The 17,211-nt window shown below is 70.2% G+C and carries 17 protein-coding genes and 1 pseudogene; all 18 read right to left on the bottom strand.

All coding sequences use genetic code 11. The features are described 5' to 3' along the window. Nucleotides 1-8: 8 nt before the first annotated feature. A pseudogene (locus tag LRS14_RS30715) lies at nucleotides 9-155 on the bottom strand (polysaccharide biosynthesis protein); the annotation flags it as partial. Between the two features lie 80 nt (nucleotides 156-235). Then, nucleotides 236-1,225, bottom strand: a complete 990-nt coding sequence (locus LRS14_RS17395; protein ID WP_257800316.1) for a GDP-L-fucose synthase — start codon at nucleotides 1,223-1,225, stop codon at nucleotides 236-238. Between the two features lie 8 nt (nucleotides 1,226-1,233). After that, a complete protein-coding gene (gmd, locus tag LRS14_RS17390) occupies nucleotides 1,234-2,361 on the bottom strand; it encodes a GDP-mannose 4,6-dehydratase (RefSeq protein WP_257800315.1) in 1,128 nt (375 codons plus the stop codon). Between the two features lie 132 nt (nucleotides 2,362-2,493). Continuing rightward, nucleotides 2,494-4,272, bottom strand: a complete 1,779-nt coding sequence (locus tag LRS14_RS17385) for a nucleoside-diphosphate sugar epimerase/dehydratase (protein ID WP_257800314.1) — start codon at nucleotides 4,270-4,272, stop codon at nucleotides 2,494-2,496. Between the two features lie 23 nt (nucleotides 4,273-4,295). Next, entirely contained in the window at nucleotides 4,296-4,889 is a 594-nt protein-coding gene (locus LRS14_RS17380) for a sugar transferase (protein WP_257800313.1), read from the bottom strand. A gap of 8 nt (nucleotides 4,890-4,897) precedes the next feature. Next, the gene (locus LRS14_RS17375; protein ID WP_257800312.1) at nucleotides 4,898-6,070 is read right to left on the bottom strand and encodes a DegT/DnrJ/EryC1/StrS aminotransferase family protein; all 1,173 of its coding nucleotides are present in this window, start codon (nucleotides 6,068-6,070) and stop codon (nucleotides 4,898-4,900) included. Further along, nucleotides 6,067-6,819, bottom strand: coding sequence for a class I SAM-dependent methyltransferase (locus LRS14_RS17370; RefSeq protein WP_257800311.1), 753 nt, complete (start codon nucleotides 6,817-6,819; stop codon nucleotides 6,067-6,069). Before LRS14_RS17370 ends, LRS14_RS17375 begins: the two co-directional genes overlap by 4 nt. Further along, nucleotides 6,809-8,080, bottom strand: coding sequence for a glycosyltransferase family 4 protein (locus tag LRS14_RS17365; RefSeq protein ID WP_257800310.1), 1,272 nt, complete (start codon nucleotides 8,078-8,080; stop codon nucleotides 6,809-6,811). Before LRS14_RS17365 ends, LRS14_RS17370 begins: the two co-directional genes overlap by 11 nt. After that, nucleotides 8,077-9,177, bottom strand: a complete 1,101-nt coding sequence (locus tag LRS14_RS17360) for a glycosyltransferase (RefSeq protein ID WP_257800309.1) — start codon at nucleotides 9,175-9,177, stop codon at nucleotides 8,077-8,079. The genes LRS14_RS17365 and LRS14_RS17360 overlap by 4 nt, the downstream gene beginning before the upstream one ends. Then, nucleotides 9,174-9,755 (bottom strand): acyltransferase, encoded by a 582-nt coding sequence (locus LRS14_RS17355; RefSeq protein ID WP_257800308.1) that lies wholly within the window; start codon nucleotides 9,753-9,755, stop codon nucleotides 9,174-9,176. The genes LRS14_RS17360 and LRS14_RS17355 overlap by 4 nt, the downstream gene beginning before the upstream one ends. After that, on the bottom strand, nucleotides 9,752-10,978 hold the full coding sequence (locus LRS14_RS17350) for a lipopolysaccharide biosynthesis protein (RefSeq protein ID WP_257800307.1): 1,227 nt from the start codon (nucleotides 10,976-10,978) through the stop codon (nucleotides 9,752-9,754). The genes LRS14_RS17355 and LRS14_RS17350 overlap by 4 nt, the downstream gene beginning before the upstream one ends. Then, the gene (locus tag LRS14_RS17345; protein ID WP_257800306.1) at nucleotides 10,975-12,084 is read right to left on the bottom strand and encodes a DegT/DnrJ/EryC1/StrS aminotransferase family protein; all 1,110 of its coding nucleotides are present in this window, start codon (nucleotides 12,082-12,084) and stop codon (nucleotides 10,975-10,977) included. The genes LRS14_RS17350 and LRS14_RS17345 overlap by 4 nt, the downstream gene beginning before the upstream one ends. A 7-nt stretch (nucleotides 12,085-12,091) precedes the next feature. Beyond that, nucleotides 12,092-12,667 (bottom strand): acyltransferase, encoded by a 576-nt coding sequence (locus LRS14_RS17340; RefSeq protein WP_257800305.1) that lies wholly within the window; start codon nucleotides 12,665-12,667, stop codon nucleotides 12,092-12,094. A gap of 11 nt (nucleotides 12,668-12,678) precedes the next feature. Continuing rightward, nucleotides 12,679-13,752, bottom strand: coding sequence for a Gfo/Idh/MocA family protein (locus tag LRS14_RS17335; RefSeq protein ID WP_257800304.1), 1,074 nt, complete (start codon nucleotides 13,750-13,752; stop codon nucleotides 12,679-12,681). Further along, nucleotides 13,752-14,321 (bottom strand): dTDP-4-dehydrorhamnose 3,5-epimerase, encoded by a 570-nt coding sequence (gene rfbC, locus LRS14_RS17330; protein WP_046114703.1) that lies wholly within the window; start codon nucleotides 14,319-14,321, stop codon nucleotides 13,752-13,754. The genes LRS14_RS17335 and rfbC overlap by 1 nt, the downstream gene beginning before the upstream one ends. Nucleotides 14,322-14,325: 4 nt before the next feature. Beyond that, nucleotides 14,326-15,216 carry a glucose-1-phosphate thymidylyltransferase RfbA gene (gene rfbA, locus LRS14_RS17325; protein WP_257800303.1) on the bottom strand — a complete coding sequence of 297 codons (891 nt, stop codon included), beginning with the start codon at nucleotides 15,214-15,216 and terminating at the stop codon, nucleotides 14,326-14,328. 22 nt (nucleotides 15,217-15,238) lie between these two features. After that, a complete protein-coding gene (gene rfbD / locus LRS14_RS17320; RefSeq protein WP_257800301.1) occupies nucleotides 15,239-16,132 on the bottom strand; it encodes a dTDP-4-dehydrorhamnose reductase in 894 nt (297 codons plus the stop codon). Next, entirely contained in the window at nucleotides 16,129-17,193 is a 1,065-nt protein-coding gene (rfbB, locus tag LRS14_RS17315) for a dTDP-glucose 4,6-dehydratase (RefSeq protein WP_257800300.1), read from the bottom strand. Before rfbB ends, rfbD begins: the two co-directional genes overlap by 4 nt. Nucleotides 17,194-17,211: the final 18 nt, after the last annotated feature.

Below are 17,211 nucleotides of genomic sequence, written 5' to 3'. Positions count from 1 at the left end.
CTGATCACGCTCTCGGCGGCCCGCATCGGAGCACGCATTACGTTGGTCGGGTTCACTGCCTTGTCGGTGCTGACTAGCGCAAAGCGCTCCAACCTTTGATCCGCTACGGCCAACACACTGCGATAAGGCGCCACGTGTGCGGCACTTGAAGCCATGAACCCATCTGGATCGGCGCACCACCGTCCGATCTTGGCCACGGAGGTCCGGCCAATTATGGCGACAAGGCGGACGAACGCTAATTCCGGCGGCGGCCAAACTCGAGGGAGTCACTGTATGCGCGGCTGAGCCCCTCCATCAAGGACGTCCCCGCCTTCCACCCCGTCGAATCTAACACCCCCACATCCATCAACTTCCTCGGCGTCCCGTCCGGCTTGCTCGTGTCATACACGATGCGCCCTTCGAAGCCCACCGTCTGTCGCACCAGTTCCGCCAGCTCGGCGATGGTGACGTCCTCGCCCACGCCGATGTTTACCAGCGGCGGCTCGAAGCGGCCGGTCTTGCTCTCATCACTGCCCAGCAGCGCCTGGTACTTGTCGTCCGGCAGGTTCATCAGGAACACGCAGGCGTCGGCCATGTCGTCGGAGTACAGAAACTCACGCCGCGGCGTACCGGTGCCCCAGACGGTGACCTCCTGTGCGCCGGCCAGCTTGGCCTCATGGAACTTGCGCAGCAGCGCCGGGATGACGTGGCTGTTGGTCGGGTGGTAGTTGTCGCCTGGGCCGTACAGGTTGGTGGGCATGGCCGCCAGGTACTTCGTACCGTACTGGCGGTTGTAGCTCCAGCACATCTCGATGCCGGCGATCTTGGCCAGCGCGTAGGGCCGGTTGGTGGGCTCGAGTGGGCCCGTAAGCAGGTCCTTTTCCTTCATCGGCTGCGGCGCCAGCTTGGGGTAGATGCAGCTGGAGCCGAGGAACAGCAACCGCTCGACCTGGTTCAGGTAAGCCGCATGGATGACGTTGGTCTGGATGGCCAGGTTGTCGCGGATGAACTCGGCCGGGAAGCTGTTGTTGGCCACGATGCCACCCACCTTGGCCGCAGCCAGGAAGACGTACTCGGGCTTCTCCTGCTCGAAGAACTGGCGCACGGCGCGTTCGTCGGTCAAGTCCAGCTCCGCATGCGTGCGCTGGATGAGGTTGCCGTAGCCGGCGCGCTGCAGGTTGCGCACGATGGCCGAGCCGACGAGGCCGCGGTGGCCGGCCACGTAGATGCGGGCGTTGCGGTCCATCGTGATGCTCACTCGTTGTAGTCGTAGGCCTGGAAGCCGGCCAGCTTGACGAGGCTGTCGCGCCGCGCGGCGGTGTAGTCGGCCTCGACCATTTCCTTGACCAGCTCGGGCAGCGTGATCTTGGGCACCCAGCCGAGCTTTTGCTTGGCCTTGGTGGGGTCGCCCAGCAGCGTCTCCACCTCGGTGGGTCGGTAGTAGCGCGGGTCGACCTTGACGATGACGTCACCCACCTTGCACTTGGCCTTCAACTCACCGTTGACGGCTTCGACCTTGGTGACGGTGCCCAATTCCTGGTCGCCTTCGCCGCTGAAGGCCAGGGTGATGCCCAGTTCCTTGGCCGCGAACTCGACGAACTGGCGCACGCTGTACTGCACGCCGGTGGCGATGACGAAGTCTTCGGGCTGGTCTTGCTGCAGCATCATCCACTGCATCTCGACATAGTCTTTCGCGTGGCCCCAGTCGCGCAGCGCACTCATGTTGCCCAGGTACAGGCAGTCCTGCAGGCCCAGCGCAATGCGGGCGATGGCACGGGTGATCTTGCGGGTGACGAAGGTCTCGCCGCGCAGCGGGCTCTCGTGGTTGAAGAGCACGCCGTTGCAGGCGTAGATGCCGTAGGCCTCGCGGTAGTTGACCGTGATCCAGTAGCCGTACATCTTGGCCACCGCGTACGGGCTGCGCGGGTAGAAGGGCGTGGTTTCCTTCTGCGGGATCTCCTGCACCAGGCCATAGAGCTCGGAGGTGCTGGCCTGGTAGAAGCGGGTCTTCTTCTGCAGGCCCAGGATGCGGATGGCCTCCAGCAGGCGCAGGGTGCCGATGCCGTCAGCATTGGCGGTGTACTCGGGCTCTTCGAACGAAACGGCCACGTGGCTCATCGCGGCCAGGTTGTAAATCTCGTCGGGCTGCACCTGCTGGATGATGCGGATCAGGTTGGTCGAGTCGGTCAGGTCACCGTAGTGCAGCGTGAAGCGCTGGTTGTCGACGTGCGGATCCTGGTACAGGTGGTCGATGCGGTCAGTGTTGAACAGCGACGAGCGGCGCTTGATGCCGTGGACTTCGTAGCCTTTGTCGAGAAGAAACGCCGCGAGGTACGAGCCGTCCTGCCCCGTCACGCCGGTGATGAGTGCCACTCGGATCATTGCAGATCACTTTTGAAGTTTTGATCGATCAATTCTCCGATCTGGCGGTGTACTCGGGAACGAAACCATGCAGTTCTGCCCTGACCCGGCTGCGATCCCACCCGGGCGTGTCGCAGATTTGCCGAATCCAGCTCAACAGGCGACCATCGGCCGCCAACTCCCCAACGCCGCAATCCTCACCCGCGCAATCTTCGTCGGCAGCGTGTGGTCCGCGTCGGCGATCAGTTCCTCGTAGAGCTTCTCCCCCGGACGCAGGCCGGTGAAGGTGATGCCGATCTCCGCCTCACTGCGGCCGGCCAGGCGGATCATGTCCCGGGCCAGGTCGACGATCTTCACCGGCTCGCCCATGTCCAGCACCAGCACCTGGCCGCTCTCGCCGATGGCGGCGGCCTGCAGCACCAGGCGGGCGGCTTCGGGGATGGTCATGAAGTAGCGAATGATGTCGGGGTGGGTGACGGTGACGGGGCCGCCCTTGGCGATCTGCTCCTTGAACTTGGGAATCACGCTGCCGCTGCTGCCCAGCACGTTGCCGAAGCGCACGGCCATGAAGCGGGTGCCGGTGTGCTCGGCGGCCAGGCTGCTGATCACCATCTCGGCCGCGCGCTTGGTCGCACCCATCACGTTCGTCGGGTTCACCGCCTTGTCGGTGCTGATGAGCACAAAGCGCTCCACGCCGTGCTCGGCCGCAGCCAGCGCCGCGTGGTAGGTGCCCAGCGTGTTGTTGCGCAGCGCGGCCCAGGCGTTGTCTTCCTCCATCAGCGGCACGTGCTTGTAGGCCGCGGCATGGAACACCACCTGCGGCCGCCAGTGCGCGCAGGTGTGACGCAGGTGGGCCAGGTCCTTCACGTCGCCGATCAGGCGCACCAGCGGCAGGCCGGGGAAGGCTTCGGTGAGTTCCTGCTCCACCGTGTAGAGGTTGAACTCGCTCTGCTCGTACAGCACCAGCCGGGCCGGCTTGTAGCGGGCCACCTGCCTGCACAACTCGCTGCCGATGGAGCCGCCGGCGCCGGTGATCAGCACCGTCTTGCCGCGCAGCGTCTCGGCGATGCCGGCTTCGTCCAGCTGCACGGGCTCGCGGCCCAGCAGGTCTGCCGGCTCGATGTCGCGCACGCGCAGCGCGTCCGTGCGGCTGTCCAGCAGCTCCTGCGCCGAGGGCACGGTGAGCACCGGCAGGCCGGTGGCGGCCGCCAGGTCCAGCGCCCGCCGGCGCTGAGCGGGCGTGGCCGAAGGCATGGCGATGATCAGGTGCGTGGCGGCACTGCGCTTGGCGCGGTCGCGCACGGTGTCCAGCGTGCCCACCACCGGCAGGTTGCTGATGCGCGCACGCTGCTTGGCGGGGTCGTCGTCCAGCAGGCCCAGCACCGTCCAGCCCTGCTGGTGGATGCCGGCCAGCAGCCGGCGCGCGGCCTCGCCCGCGCCCAGCACCAGCGCGCGGCGGATCTCCCCCTCGCCACCGGTGATGTGGTTGCGCGCGTGCTCGTACAGCATGCGGTAGGCGATGCGCAGCAGGCACACGCCCATCAGCACCACCGCCGGGTGCAGCGCCAGCACCGCGCGCGGCACGCCGTACAGGCCCAGGCCGACCACCACCGCGGCCGACACGCCGCCGGCGGCAAAACAGGCCACGGTCAGCCGCTTGACCTCACCGAAGCCCGAGAAGCGCCAGATGCTCTGCGGCACCTTGGCCACGGTGAAGGCCACCAGGTAGGCCGCCACCACGCCCAGCATCACCAGGAAGTCGTAGTCGGGCCGGGCGCTGATCCAGCGCTCGAAGCCCAGGCGGAACAGGTAGGTGACGTTCCAGCACACGGCCACGGCCGCGCCGTCGATGGCCAGCGACAAGGCCTCGCGGCGCGGGCGCAGGCGGGCCAGGAAGTGGTCGAGGCGGTGCCAGACGGTGCGGGTGTCCATGGGTTCGGTCGGGCCTGGGCGCGTCAGGGCGCCAGCAGCACGCGCAGGCTGCGCACCAGCACGCCGATGTCGGTCCACAGCGTGGCGCGCTCGGCATAGGCCGCGGCACCCTGCAGCTTGGCCGGCAGGATGACGTCGACGTACTCGCGCTCGGGGTCGGCGGCGCGGGCCAGGCGCTCGCTTTCGTCGGCATGCGCCAGCGACACCGGATCGGTGATGCCGGGCCGCACGCTCAGCACGCGCTCACGCAGCGCCGCGGGGTACAGCGCCACGTAGCGCGGCACCTCGGGCCGCGGGCCCACCAGGCTCATGTGGCCCTGGATCACGTCGATCAGCTGCGGCAGCTCGTCGATGCGGTGCCGGCGCAGCCAGCGGCCGGCGCGGGTGATGCGCGGGTCGTCGCCCACCGTCAGCAACGGCCCGGCCGCATGGCTGAGGGCCATGGTGCGGAACTTGTGGATGTGGAACAGCCGCCCGTGCCGGCCCACGCGCTGCTGGCGGAAGAACACCGGCCCGCGGGAGTCGAGCTTGATCCACAGCGCCACGGCCAGGCCGGCCGGCGCCATCAGCAGCAGCAGCACGCTGGCCACGATCAGGTCGAACAAGCGCTTGGCCACGGCCGGCATCAGCCCAGCAGCCGGCGCAGCACCGCCACCACGCGGTGCACGTCGGCGTCGGTCATGCGGGTGTAGATCGGCAGGCTGAACAGCCGCTCATACGCCTTCTGGCTGTGCGGAAAGTGCTCGGGCCGCAGGCCATAACGCTCGCGCCAGTAGGGCTGCTGGTGCAGCGGGATGTAGTGCACGCTGCAACCGATGCCGGCTTCGAACAGCGCCTCCACCGCCTGGTCGCGGCTCACCCGCGTGTCATCGGCCAGGCGCACGGTGTAGAGATGCCAGGCATGTTCGTCGCCCGCCGGTGCGTCGGCCGGCAGCCGCAGCGGCAGGCCGGCCAGGCCGGCGTGGTACAGCGCGGCGATCTCGGCACGGCGTTGCTGGAAGCGCCGGGCCTTTTGCAGCTGGTGCAGGCCCAGCGATGCCGCGATGTCGGTCAGGTTGTACTTGAAGCCGGGCGCCACGATCTCGTAGTACCAGCTGGGCACGGTGGCGGTGAAGCGGTCGAAGGCATCACGGCTCATGCCGTGCAGGCGCATGGTCCTGGCACGCTTGGCCAGCGCCTCGTCGCGCGTGACCAGCATGCCGCCCTCGCCCGTCGTCATCGTCTTGTTGGCATAGAAGCTGAAGACGGTGGCGTCGCTGCGCAGCGTGCCGACGAGCTGGCCGCCCACCGTGGTGGGCAGTGCATGGGCGGCGTCTTCCACCACCTTCAGGCCGTGGCGGCGGGCGATGTCGAGGATGGCCGGCATGTCGGCCGCCAGGCCGCCGAAGTGCACCGGCATCACGGCCTTGGTGCGCGGCGTGATGGCGGCTTCCACCGCCCGCGGGTCGATGTTGAGGGTGGCCGGGTCCACGTCCACCAGCACCACGTCGGCACCCAGGTAGCGCACCACCTCGGCGGTGGCGGTGAAGGTGTGGGTGGTGGTGATCACCTCGTCGCCGGGGCCGATGCCCAGCGCTTCCAGCGCCAGGTGCAGGCCGGCGGTGGCCGAGTTCACCGCGATGCTGTGCAGGCCCGCGTCGCCCAGGAAGGCGCTGAACTCGCGCTCGAAGCGGGCCGTCTTGGGGCCGGTGGTCACCCAGCCGGACTTCAGCGTGTCCACCACCTCGGCGATTTCCTCGTCGCCGATCTCGGGCAGCGCAAAGGGCAGGAACGGGGGCTTGTCGGCGTCGGCGGTCATGGTTTGGCGATCCAGGCCAGCACATGCGTGCGCAGCAGCGGCACGGCATTGAAGGCGGTGTAGAGCGAGGTATGCAGCCGGCACAGCGGCCGCGCCAGCGGCGGCGCCAGCGTCACGCGGCGGTGGGTGATGCGGCCCTGCGGAAACAGCGCCTGCACTTCGTGCAGCGTCACGCCGCGCACGTCGGCATTGCGGGGATTGTCGACGGTGAAGTCGTACCAGAGCACCGCGCCGCCCGGCCGCAGCCAGCGCCACATGGCCGCGGCCAGGGCCTGGCGTGTGGCGGGCTGCAGCAGCGACGAGAAGACGGTGGAGGCCAGCACCATGTCGACGCTGGCCGGCGCCATGTCGGCCTGCGTGGCATCGCCCTGCAGCAGCGTGACGGCCGCGGGCAGCAGCCGCTGCGCCTGCGCATGCCGATCGTGCAGCAGCTCGATGCCGGTGAGCAGCTCGGGCGATGCGCCCAGGCGCAGCAGCTCCAGCAGGTTGCCGCCGGCACCGCTGCCCACTTCGACAATGCGGCGCGAGGCCAGCTCCTGCCAGCCCGCGGCGCGCCACAAGGCCAGCATCGCGCGCTGGCGTTCATGCAGCGTGCAGGCCACGTCGGGCTGCAGCGGGCTGTAGCGGTCCGCCCCGGTGCGGCGGGCATAGCGCTGCGCGATGCCGTCTGCTTCGGACGACGGCGCACCGCCCTGCTGCGCAGGATCGCTGCGCGGGGCGGGCGCGTCGCTGAGATCGTCAGGCGACATGCACATGCATCGCGATCGCGCCGTTGCGCGATACCGCGGCCAGGAAGCGACGCGCCAGCACCGGGTAGCAGTGCTCGGCCTCGACGAAGGCACGGCCGCGCCGGCCCATCGCCGCCCGTTCCTCGGCCGGCAGCGCAGCCAGCGTGCGCAGGCCATCGGCCACGGCCTGCGCATCTTCCGGCGGCACCGTCAGGCCGCAGCGGGCCTCGGCCACCGGGTCGTTGCCAGCCTCCACCGAATGCAGCACCACGCAGCCGGCCATCAGGTAGTCCATCAGCTTGTTGGGCGCGATGCCGAAGCGGTAGATGGGCACCCGCTGCCAGCCGATGTAGGCGATGTCCAGCGCCTGCAGAAAGCTGGGGATCTGCGCCTTGGGGATGGGCGGCAGCAGCGTGACGTTGGCCAGCGACTCGTCGGCGATGCGCCGGGCCAGCCGCGGGCGCTCATGGCCATCGCCCACCAGCACGAAGTGCAGCGCCGGGTCGGCCAGGCGGGCGGCGTCCAGCAACGTGTCCAGCGCGTTGGGGCGGCCCATGGAGCCGGCATAGCCCACCACCGTCTTGCCCGCGGCGCGCACGGCGGCCAGGGCCTGGGCCACGTCGTCGCGCAGCGCGGGGCCGGGCGTGCCAGGCGCGGGCCAGTCGTCGGGCGAGATGCCGTTGGGCACGATCACCAGCTTGCTCAGGTCCAGCCCATGCTCGGCCATGTGCTCGTGCACCCGCGGCAGCATCGACACCACCACGTCGGCATCGCGGTAGGCGGCGTCCTCGGCCGACTGGCACACCATCGCGAACGGATGCCAGGGCGACATGCCCGACAACTCGATGGGCGACAGCGGCCACAGGTCGTGCACCTCGTACACCAGCACCGCATTGGCCCGGCGCGCGATGTGGCGCGCCACCCAGATGTCCATCGGGTAGGTGCTGGAAGCGATCACCACGTCGGGCTGCAGCTGCGCCACCAGCCGCCGCGCATCGCGCCGCACCTGCCACAGGAAGCTGGCGATGTTGCGCACCCGGCCCAGGCCGTTGCCCTGGTAGGCCGGCGTGGGGTACCAGCGGTAGCGGATGCCGTCGATCTGCTCGTCCCGCGGCGTGTCGCCCACTTCCTGCGGCTGGCGGGCGCGCACATGCGAATGGCTGGCCGCCAGCATCTGCACCGCATGGCCGGCGCGCACCCACTCACGGGCCAGGTAGTAGGGCCGGTACTCCATGCCCAGCGCGGGGCTGCCGGCGTAGTGGTTGATGTAGAGGATGTTCATCGCGCTGCGCGGGCGGCGGCTGCATCGTCCAGCGCCTGCAGCCGCGCCAGGAAGCGCCGCACGCAAGGCGCGAACAAGGCATGTTCGGCCACCCAGGCGCGATTGTCGCTGGCGATGGCCCCGCCCCGCGCCAGCAGCGGCTGCAGGGTCTGCGCGGCCGGCAACGCGCCGTCGGCCAGCACCAGGCCGTTGCTGCCGCTGCGCACCAGTTCGTGGTTGGCCGGCAGGTCGGACAGCAGCGGGATGCAGCCGTGGGCCATCGCCTCCAGCACCGACACCGACACCGAGTCGCTGGCCGGCAGGCTCAGGTACCAGCGCGCCTGGCCATACAAGCGGGCCTGCTCGTCTGCATCCAGCCGGCCGGTGAAGCGCACCTGGTCGGCCAAGCCGGCGTTCTGCACCTGGCGCTCCAGCGCATGGCGCAGGCTGCCGTCGTTGGCCACCACCAGCCGCGCATCGGGCCAGTGGGCGGCGATGGCGGCAAAGGCCTCGACCACGCGCTGCGGCTGGTAGATCGGCTCCAGGCCGCGGTTGGCAAAGAAGAGGCGGTCGTCCTTGGCTTCGGACGGCGCGGGCAGTGCGTCCAGCCCAAACGGAAAGGTCATCACCTCCGCGGCGCCTAGGGCCTGCATGCGCGCGGCCATGTGCAGGCTGTCGCTGGTGGTCAGCGAACAGGCGCGCAGCACGCGGCTCGTCAGCCAGCGCAGGGCCGGGTGGCGGTCGGGCGTGACCAGGATGTCGGACCCCCAGGCCGAGCCCACCAGCCGGCCCGGCACGCCCAGGCCGGCCTGCGCCAGCCAGCCCAGGGTGCCGTGCGAGGTGAGGTAGTGGGCATGCAGCCAGTCGGGCCGCACCTCGCGCAGCCAGCGCGCCAGACGGGGCAGCGTGCGCAACACCTGCAGGTTGCCGCCGCCAAAGCGCGGCCGGGTGTGCATCGCCAACCGGTGCCCGGGCGGCAGCACCGCGTCGAAGCCGGGCAGGAAGCCACGGCTCGATGCCGCCCACAGGTCCACGCCCTCGGCCGCCAGCGCCCGCGCCCACTTCAGCAGGTGCGGGCTGTCGCCGTCGCCCAGCAAAACGATTCGCAAGGCACTCATTCGGCCCAATGTGCGCGGTGCGGGGCGGTTTCGGGGTACCGCTCGAGCAAGGCGGTATCGGCGTCGCGGGTGTCGCCCACCACCTGGGCGGGGCAGCCGGCCAGCACCGCGAAGTCGGGGAACACGCCGCGCACCGCGCTGCCGGCGCGCACCAGGGTGCCGCGGCCCAGGCGGGTGCCCGCCTCGATGACCGTGTGCGGGCCGATGAAGCTGTAGGGGCCGATGTGCACCTCGCCGCCCACCCAGCCGGGCCGCGGGCCCTGCCAGCTGACGAAGGCGCGGCCCAGCAGCCGCGCCGAGCGGTGCGAACTGTGGCTGACGATGCTCACGTGGCTGGTGATCTGCACGCCTTCGCCGATGGTCAGGCCGCTGCTGGCTTCCAGGTAGCAGAAGGGGCCGATGTAGACGTGGTCGCCCAGCGTCAGCCGGTCTTCGTGCTCGATGACCACGCTGGGCGCGATGCGGGTGAACGGCAGGTCGCGGCCCTGCGAGCGTTCGCCGAACACGATGCGGCCCAGCAGCTGGCGCAGCAGCCGGCGCCGCCAGCGGTTGAAGGCCGCGCGCATGCGGATGTTCATGCCGACACCACCGGCCAGGTGGCCAGCCGCCAGAAGTACCAGCCGAAGTACAGCGCCATGCCGGCCGACACCGCCCAGCCGGCGCCGCGCAGGCCGCCCCAGGCCAGGCCCGCCGCCAGCGACAGCACGAACACGCCCTGCCCGACCAGCGCCAGCTTTAAGGCCCAGGCCTGCGCGTTCCAGGCCATCGTGACCACCGCCAGCGGCGAGGCCACGAAATGCACGCCGATGTACACCGCCAGCGCCCGCGCCAGCTCGCCCGCGCCCTGCCACTGCGGCCCGAACACCCGCGCAAAAGCCCATGGTGCGGCCACCCACAGCGCCAGCACCAGCGGCGTGGCAACGACGGCCAGCGACAGCATCACGCGCCGCACGTCGGCCCGGCCGGCGGCGGTGGCCCGGCCCTCGCCAGCCGCAGCCAGCCGCGGGTACAGCGCCTGCGACACCGCACCGCCCACCAGCGTGGCCGGCGCCTTCAGGTAGCGCAGCGTCAGGCCCCAGAAGCCCGCCGCCGCCGGTCCGAGCGTGGCCGCCACCAGCGAGACGGCCAGCGTGTCCTGCAGCGCACCGGCGAAGGCGTGCGGCGTGTTGAGCAGCGGGAATTCCTTGTGCCGGCGCGCCGCATCGCGCAGCCGCGGGCGGCCGACCTCGAGCCAGCCGCGCAAGCGCAGCCGCAGCAGCGCGGCGGTGGCCAGCGCGGCCAGCAGCGGCGCGGCGATCAGGCCCGCGATGCCGAGTTGCGCCACGCCCGCGGCGGCCTGGGCGACCGCACCCCCGCCATGCTGCAGCACCCGGCCCGCGGCCAGTGCCTTGAAGCGCTGCTCGCGCGTGGCCAGCAGCGTCGCCAGCGACACCGCGCCCAGTGCGGCCACCGCCAGCGGCAGCCACAGCGGCCAGGGGTGGCCGATGCCCACCGCCCAGGCCACGCCACCCACGGTCGACAGCAGGGTGCAGCCGGCCAGCAGCCACAGGCACAGCGCGCGCAATGCGGTCGCTTCCTCGTCGTCGCGCGCCATCGGCAAGGCGAATTCATAGCGCGCGCAGGCCACCACCGCCAGGTTGGCGGCCACGGCGGCGAACAGGTGATAGAGGCCGAATTCGGCCGGCGTGTACAGCCGCGTGAGCCAGGGCCCCAGCGCCAGCGGAATGGCCTGGGCCGCCAGCCCGCCCGCCAGCAGCGTGAAGGTGGCGCGCTTCAGGCCCACGACGGCCGGTGCGGTCAACGCGTCGCAGCCACCGCGCTGCGCAGCGCGGCGACCACCGCCTGCTGGTCGGCCTCGGCCAGGTCGGCGCTCATCGGCAGGCTCAGCACGGTCGCGGCGGCGCGGTCGGCATGCGGGCAGCCGGCGGCGGGCGCCCAGGCCGCGTAGGCCGGCTGGCGGTGCAGCGGCCGTGGATAGTGCACGGCGGTGGGAAGGCCCTGTTCCTTCAGCGCCGCGGCCACCGCATCGCGGCCGTGATCGATGAAAACGGTGAACTGCGCCCACACGCAATCCCGGTCCGGGCGCACGCTGGTCAGGCCCAGGCCGGGCACGTCGGCCAGCGCCTGGCGGTAGGCGGCACCCAGGCGCGCGCGCTGCGCCAGTTCCCACTCGAAGCGTTCCAGCTTGGCCAGCACCACGGCGCACTGCAGCGTGTCCATGCGGCCGCCGACGCCCACGCGGGTGTGGGTGTAGCGCGCGCTCTGGCCGTGGATGCGGATCTCGCGCGCAGCCTGGGCCAGCGCATCGTCGTCGGTGAACAGCGCGCCGCCGTCGCCGTAGCAGCCCAGCGGCTTGCTGGGAAAGAAGCTGGTGGCACCGAAGCTCGACAGGCCGCAGGAGCGCTTGCTGCCGTAGCGCGCGCCGAAGCTCTGGGCCGCATCCTCGATCACGACCAGCCCGCCATGCCGCGCGGCGATGGCGTTGATCTCGTCCATGTCGGCCACTTGTCCATACAAGCTCACCGGCATGATGGCCCTGGTGCGTGGCGTGATGGCCGCTTCGATCAGCCGGGCGTCGATGTTGCAGGTGTCGGGCTCGATGTCGACGAACACCGGCACCGCGCCCAGCAGCACGATGGTCTCGGCCGTGGCCGCGAAAGTGAAAGGTGTGGTGACCACCTCATCGCCCGGGCCGATGCCCGCGGCCATCAGCGCAATCAGCAGCGCCTCGGTGCCGCTGGCCACGGTGATGCAGTGGCGTGTGCCGGCGAACGCCGCCAGCGCCGCTTCCAGCTCCGCCACCTCGGGCCCCATGATGTACTGGCCGTGGTCCAGCACCTGCTGGATGCGGGCGTCGATGCGGGGCTTCAGCGCCGCGTACTGCGCCTTCAGGTCGGTGAATTGCATGGCGCGATTACAGCAGCGTCAGCACGTCACCGTCGAGGCGGTAGCTTTCTCCCGTGGCCGGGCAGGCCGCCGTGCCCTGGCCGGACGCCGGCAGCGGCAGCCGCTCGCCGTGCCGGCTCATCCAGCCGATGCGCCGCGCCGGCACGCCCACCACCAGCGCATGGTCGGGCACGTCGGCCGTGACCACCGCGCCGGCGCCGACGAAGGCATGGGCCCCCACCGTGGCGCCGCAGACGATGGTGCAGTTGGCGCCCAGCGTGGCGCCCTGCTTGACCAAGGTGTGCCGGTACTCGGCCTTGCGGGAGACGGCCGCGCGCGGGTTGTAGACGTTGGTGAACACCATGCTCGGGCCGCAGAACACGTCGTCTTCCAGCGTCACCGCGTCGTACACCGACACGTTGTTCTGGATGCGCGCATTGGCGCCGATCACCACGTCGTTGCCCACGTACACGCCCTGCCCCAGCGAGCTGCCGGCGCCGATGCGGGCGCCGGCGCACACATGGCTGAAGTGCCACACCTTGCTGCCGTCGCCGATCTGCGCGCCGTCGTCGACGACCGCGCTGGGATGCGCCCAATACGCCATGGCCGCCTCCTTCAGAACACCAGGGGCAGGCCCACGCGGGTGCCGTCGCGCGCGCTGCGGTAGGCCGCGATGATCACTTCCAGCGAGCGCAGGCCTTCGTAGCCGTCGACCTCGGCGCTGGCCTGGCCGAGCAGCGTGTCGATCACGTTGGCGTAGTACAGCGGGTGGCCATGGCCATAGACCGAAGGCGGCGCGTAGTTGGCCGACTTCACCACCTCGTCCTCCGGCTGCACGTCTTCGAAGGCCCAGTGCTGGATCTCGTTGACCGCCACGCCGCCGATGCGCACGGTGCCCTTCTCGCCCAGCACGGTGATGCTGCCTTCGAAGTTCTTGCCGTGCGTCAGCATCGTCACGTTGATGGAGGCCAGGCCGCCGCGGCGCAGGCGCAGGCTCATCACGCCGGTGTCTTCCGCTTCGATGTCGCGGCCCAGCGTGGCGGTGTAGGCATGCACGTTGTCCACCGGGCCCACCAGCCAGTCGACCATGTCCACATAGTGGCTGGCCTGGTTCATGAAGGCGCCGCCGTCCATGTCCCAGCGGCCGCGCCAGGGGGCTTCGTCGTAGTAGCTCTGCGGGCGGGTCCAGAACACGTTGACGTTGACCATCGCGATGCGGCCGAAGCGCCCGCCGTCGATGGCCTTCTTCAGCAGTTGCAGCGTGGTGTTGAGCCGGTTCTGCTTGACCACGAACAGCTTGACGCCCGCCTCGCGGCAGGCGCGCACCATGGCCATGCCCTCGTCCCACTTGGTGGCCATGGGCTTTTCGCTGAGCACATGGCGGCCCGCATGCGCCACCTCGATGGCCTGGCGCGAATGCAGGCCGCTGGGCGTGGCCAGCACCACGATGTCGGGTTCGCTGCCGGCCAGCAGCGCGGCCAGGGTGTTGAAGCGCGGCACGCCGGCCAGGTGCGGCGCATGCGCCACCAGCGACTCGATCGCCTCGGGCCGCTTGTCGCACAGCGCCACCAGCTCGGCCCGTTCGGCATGGGCGGCTAGCGCCGCCACGTGGTTGCGGGCGATGCGGCCGCAGCCCACCAGGGCGAAGCGGATGCGGCGGCCGGCCACCGGGGTGAGCGTTGCGGCCATCAGTCCAGCCGAGCGTCCGCCAGCAGCGGCGCGGCCGCGTCCTTGGGCGCCAGGCGCGGCTGCACGCCGGCCGGCAGCGGCCACTCGATGCCGATGGCCGGATCGTTCCAGACGATGCTGCCTTCGCAGTCCTTGGCGTAGGTGTCGGTGGTCTTGTAGAGAAAGTGGGTGTCGTCCTCCATCGCCACGAAGGCATGCGCGAAGCCTTCGGGAACCCACAGCTGGCGCTTGTTGTCGGCCGACAGCAGCTCACCGACCCACTGGCCGAAGGTGGGCGAGCCGCGGCGGATGTCCACCGCCACATCGAAGGCCGAGCCCTTGACCACGCGCACCAGCTTGCCCTGGGCATGCGGCGCGCGCTGGTAGTGCAGGCCGCGCAGCACCCAGGCGGCGCTGACGGAATGGTTGTCCTGCACGAAGGGCCGCGGCGCGGGCAGGCCCAGCTCGGCCAGCTGCGCATGGAAGCGCGGCTCGTTGTAGCTCTCGGAGAACCAGCCGCGGTCGTCGCCGAACACGGCCGGCTCGACGATCACGACGCCCGGCAGGCGGGTGGGGATCAGCTTGCTCATGGCGTCAGAACACCTTGTCCTGCAGCACCTTCATCAGGTACTGGCCATAACCGTTCTTCAGCATGGGCGCGGCCAGCTTCTCGACGGCGGCGGCATCGATCCAGCCGCTGCGGTACGCGATTTCTTCCAGGCAGGCCACCTTCAGGCCCTGGCGCTTTTCCAGCGTGGCGATGAACTGGCCGGCTTCCAGCAGGCTGTCGTGCGTGCCGGTGTCCAGCCAGGCATAGCCGCGGCCCATGATCTCGACCTGCAGTTGGCCGCGCTCGAGGTAGGCGGCATTGACGTCGGTGATCTCCAGCTCGCCGCGCGGGCTCGGCTTGATGTTGGCGGCGATGTCGCACACCTGCTGGTCGTAGAAGTACAGGCCGGTGACCGCGTAGTTGCTCTTGGGCTGGGCGGGCTTTTCCGCGATGCTGATGGCGCGCTGGCCACCATCGAACTCGACCACGCCATAACGCTCGGGATCGTGCACGTGGTAGGCGAACACCGTGGCGCCCTGGTCGCGGCCGGCGGCGTTCTTCAGCAGGCCCTGGAAGTCATGGCCGTGGAAGATGTTGTCGCCCAGCACCAGCGCGCTGGGGCAGCTGCCCACGTGCTGCTTGCCCAGGATGAAGGCCTGCGCCAGGCCGTCGGGCTTCTCCTGCACGCAATACGTGAGGTTGACGCCCCAGCGGCTGCCGTCGCCCAGCAGCGATTCGAAGCGCGGCGTGTCCTGCGGCGTGCTGATGATCAGCACGTCGCGGATGCCGGCCAGCATCAGCGTGGACAGCGGGTAATAGACCATCGGCTTGTCGAACACCGGCAGCAGCTGCTTGCTCATGGCCAGCGTGGCCGGGTGCAGCCGGGTGCCGGAGCCGCCGGCCAGGATGATGCCCTTGCGGGTGGTATTGCTCATGGTGGGTACGGCAGTCGGTTGATCAGCGGAAGGCTTCGGTCAGCATGCGTTCGACACCCTCTTGCCACGGCGGCATCACGAGGTCGAAGGCCTGCTGCAGGCGGGCGGTGGACAGCCGCGAATTCAGCGGCCGCTGCGCCGGCGTCGGGAAGCTGGTGGTCGGCACCGGCTCGATGGCGCCGGGCGCCACCTTCAGCGGCAGGCTGTTGGCACGCGCCCAGTCGATGACGAAGCTGGCATAGCCGTGCCAGCTGGTCTCGCCCGCGGCCACCGCGTGGTAGGTGCCGCACAGCGCCGGGTTGGCGCGGCAGGCGCGGATGGCATGGGCGGTGATGTCGGCCAGCAGGTCGGCACCGGTGGGTGCGCCGATCTGGTCGTCGATCACGGTGAGCTTCTCGCGCTCGCCGGCCAGCCGCAGCATGGTGCGGGCGAAGTTGCCGCCACGCGCGCCGTAGACCCAGCTGGTGCGCAGGATCACATGCGGGCAGCCGCTGGCGCGGATGGCCTCCTCGGCCTGCAGCTTGGTGCGGCCGTAGACGCTCAAGGGGCCGGTGGGCGCATCCTCGTCGCGCGCATGGCTGCCGCTGCCGTCGAACACATAGTCCGTGCTGTAGTGCACCAGCAGCGCGCCGATCGCGGCGGCCTCGTGGGCGATCACCGCCGGACCGGTGGCATTCAGCGCCTCGGCCAGCGCCGGTTCGCTCTCGGCCTTGTCCACCGCGGTGTGGGCGGCGGCATTCACGATCACGTCGGGCCGCACCTGGCGCACCGTCTCGGCCAGGCCCTCGGGGCGGCTGAAGTCGGCGTGCAGCGTGGTGCTGTCGAAGTCCAGCGCGACCAGCTCGCCCAGCGGGCGCAGCGCGCGCTGCAGCTCCCAGCCGACCTGGCCGCCCTTGCCGAAGAGCAGGACCTTCATGCGCGGCCGCCGTAGTTGGTGCCGATCCAGTCCTTGTAGGCGCCGCTCTGCACGTCGGCCACCCACTGCGTGTTCTCCAGGTACCACTGCACCGTCTTGCGGATGCCGGTCTCGAAGGTCTCGGCCGGGCGCCAGCCCAGCTCGCGCTCGATCTTGCGGGCGTCGATGGCGTAGCGGCGGTCGTGGCCCGGGCGGTCGGTCACGTAGGTGATCAGGCGGCTGTAGGGGCCGGCCGGGTCGGGCTTCAGCTCGTCGAGCAGCGCGCACACGCGCTGGACGATGTCGATGTTGGCCTGCTCGTTCCAGCCGCCGATGTTGTAGGTCTCGCCCAGCGTGCCGCGCTCCAGCACCGCGCGGATGCCGCTGCAGTGGTCCTTCACGTACAGCCAGTCGCGGATCTGCTGGCCGTCACCGTACACCGGCAGCGGCTTGCCGGCCAGGGCGTTGACGATCATTAGCGGGATCAGCTTCTCGGGGAAGTGATAGGGCCCGTAGTTGTTCGAGCAGTTGGTGGTGACCACCGGCAGGCCGTAGGTGTGGTGCCAGGCGCGCACCAGGTGGTCGCTGGCGGCCTTGCTGGCCGAGTACGGGCTGTTCGGCTCGTAGGCGTTGGTCTCGGCGAACGGCGGGTCGCTGGGCTTGAGCGAGCCGTACACCTCGTCGGTGCTCACGTGGTGGAAGCGGAAGGCCGCCTTGGCGTCGCCCTGGAGCTTGCCCCAGTAGGCGCGGGCGGCTTCCAGCAGCGCGAAAGTGCCGTCGATGTTGGTGCGCATGAAGGCGCCGGGGCCATGGATGCTGCGGTCCACGTGACTTTCGGCGGCGAAGTGCACCAGCGCACGCGGCTGGTGCGTGGCCAGCAACTCGTCGACCAGGTTGCGGTCGCAGATGTCGCCCTGCACGAACACGTGGCGGGCGTCACCTTCCAGCGACTTCAGGTTGCCGAGGTTGCCGGCATAGGTCAGCAGATCGAGGTTGATCACCTTCTCGTCCGACTGGGCCAGCCAGTCGAGCACGAAGTTGCTGCCGATGAAGCCGGCGCCGCCTGTCACGAGGATCGTCATGGGTGTCGAGGTGGTTGG

The organism is Aquincola sp. J276, from assembly GCF_024700035.1.
Taxonomy (GTDB): Bacteria; Pseudomonadota; Gammaproteobacteria; order Burkholderiales; family Burkholderiaceae_C; genus Aquincola; species Aquincola tertiaricarbonis.
This window is presented reverse-complemented; position numbering and strand designations above follow the sequence as displayed.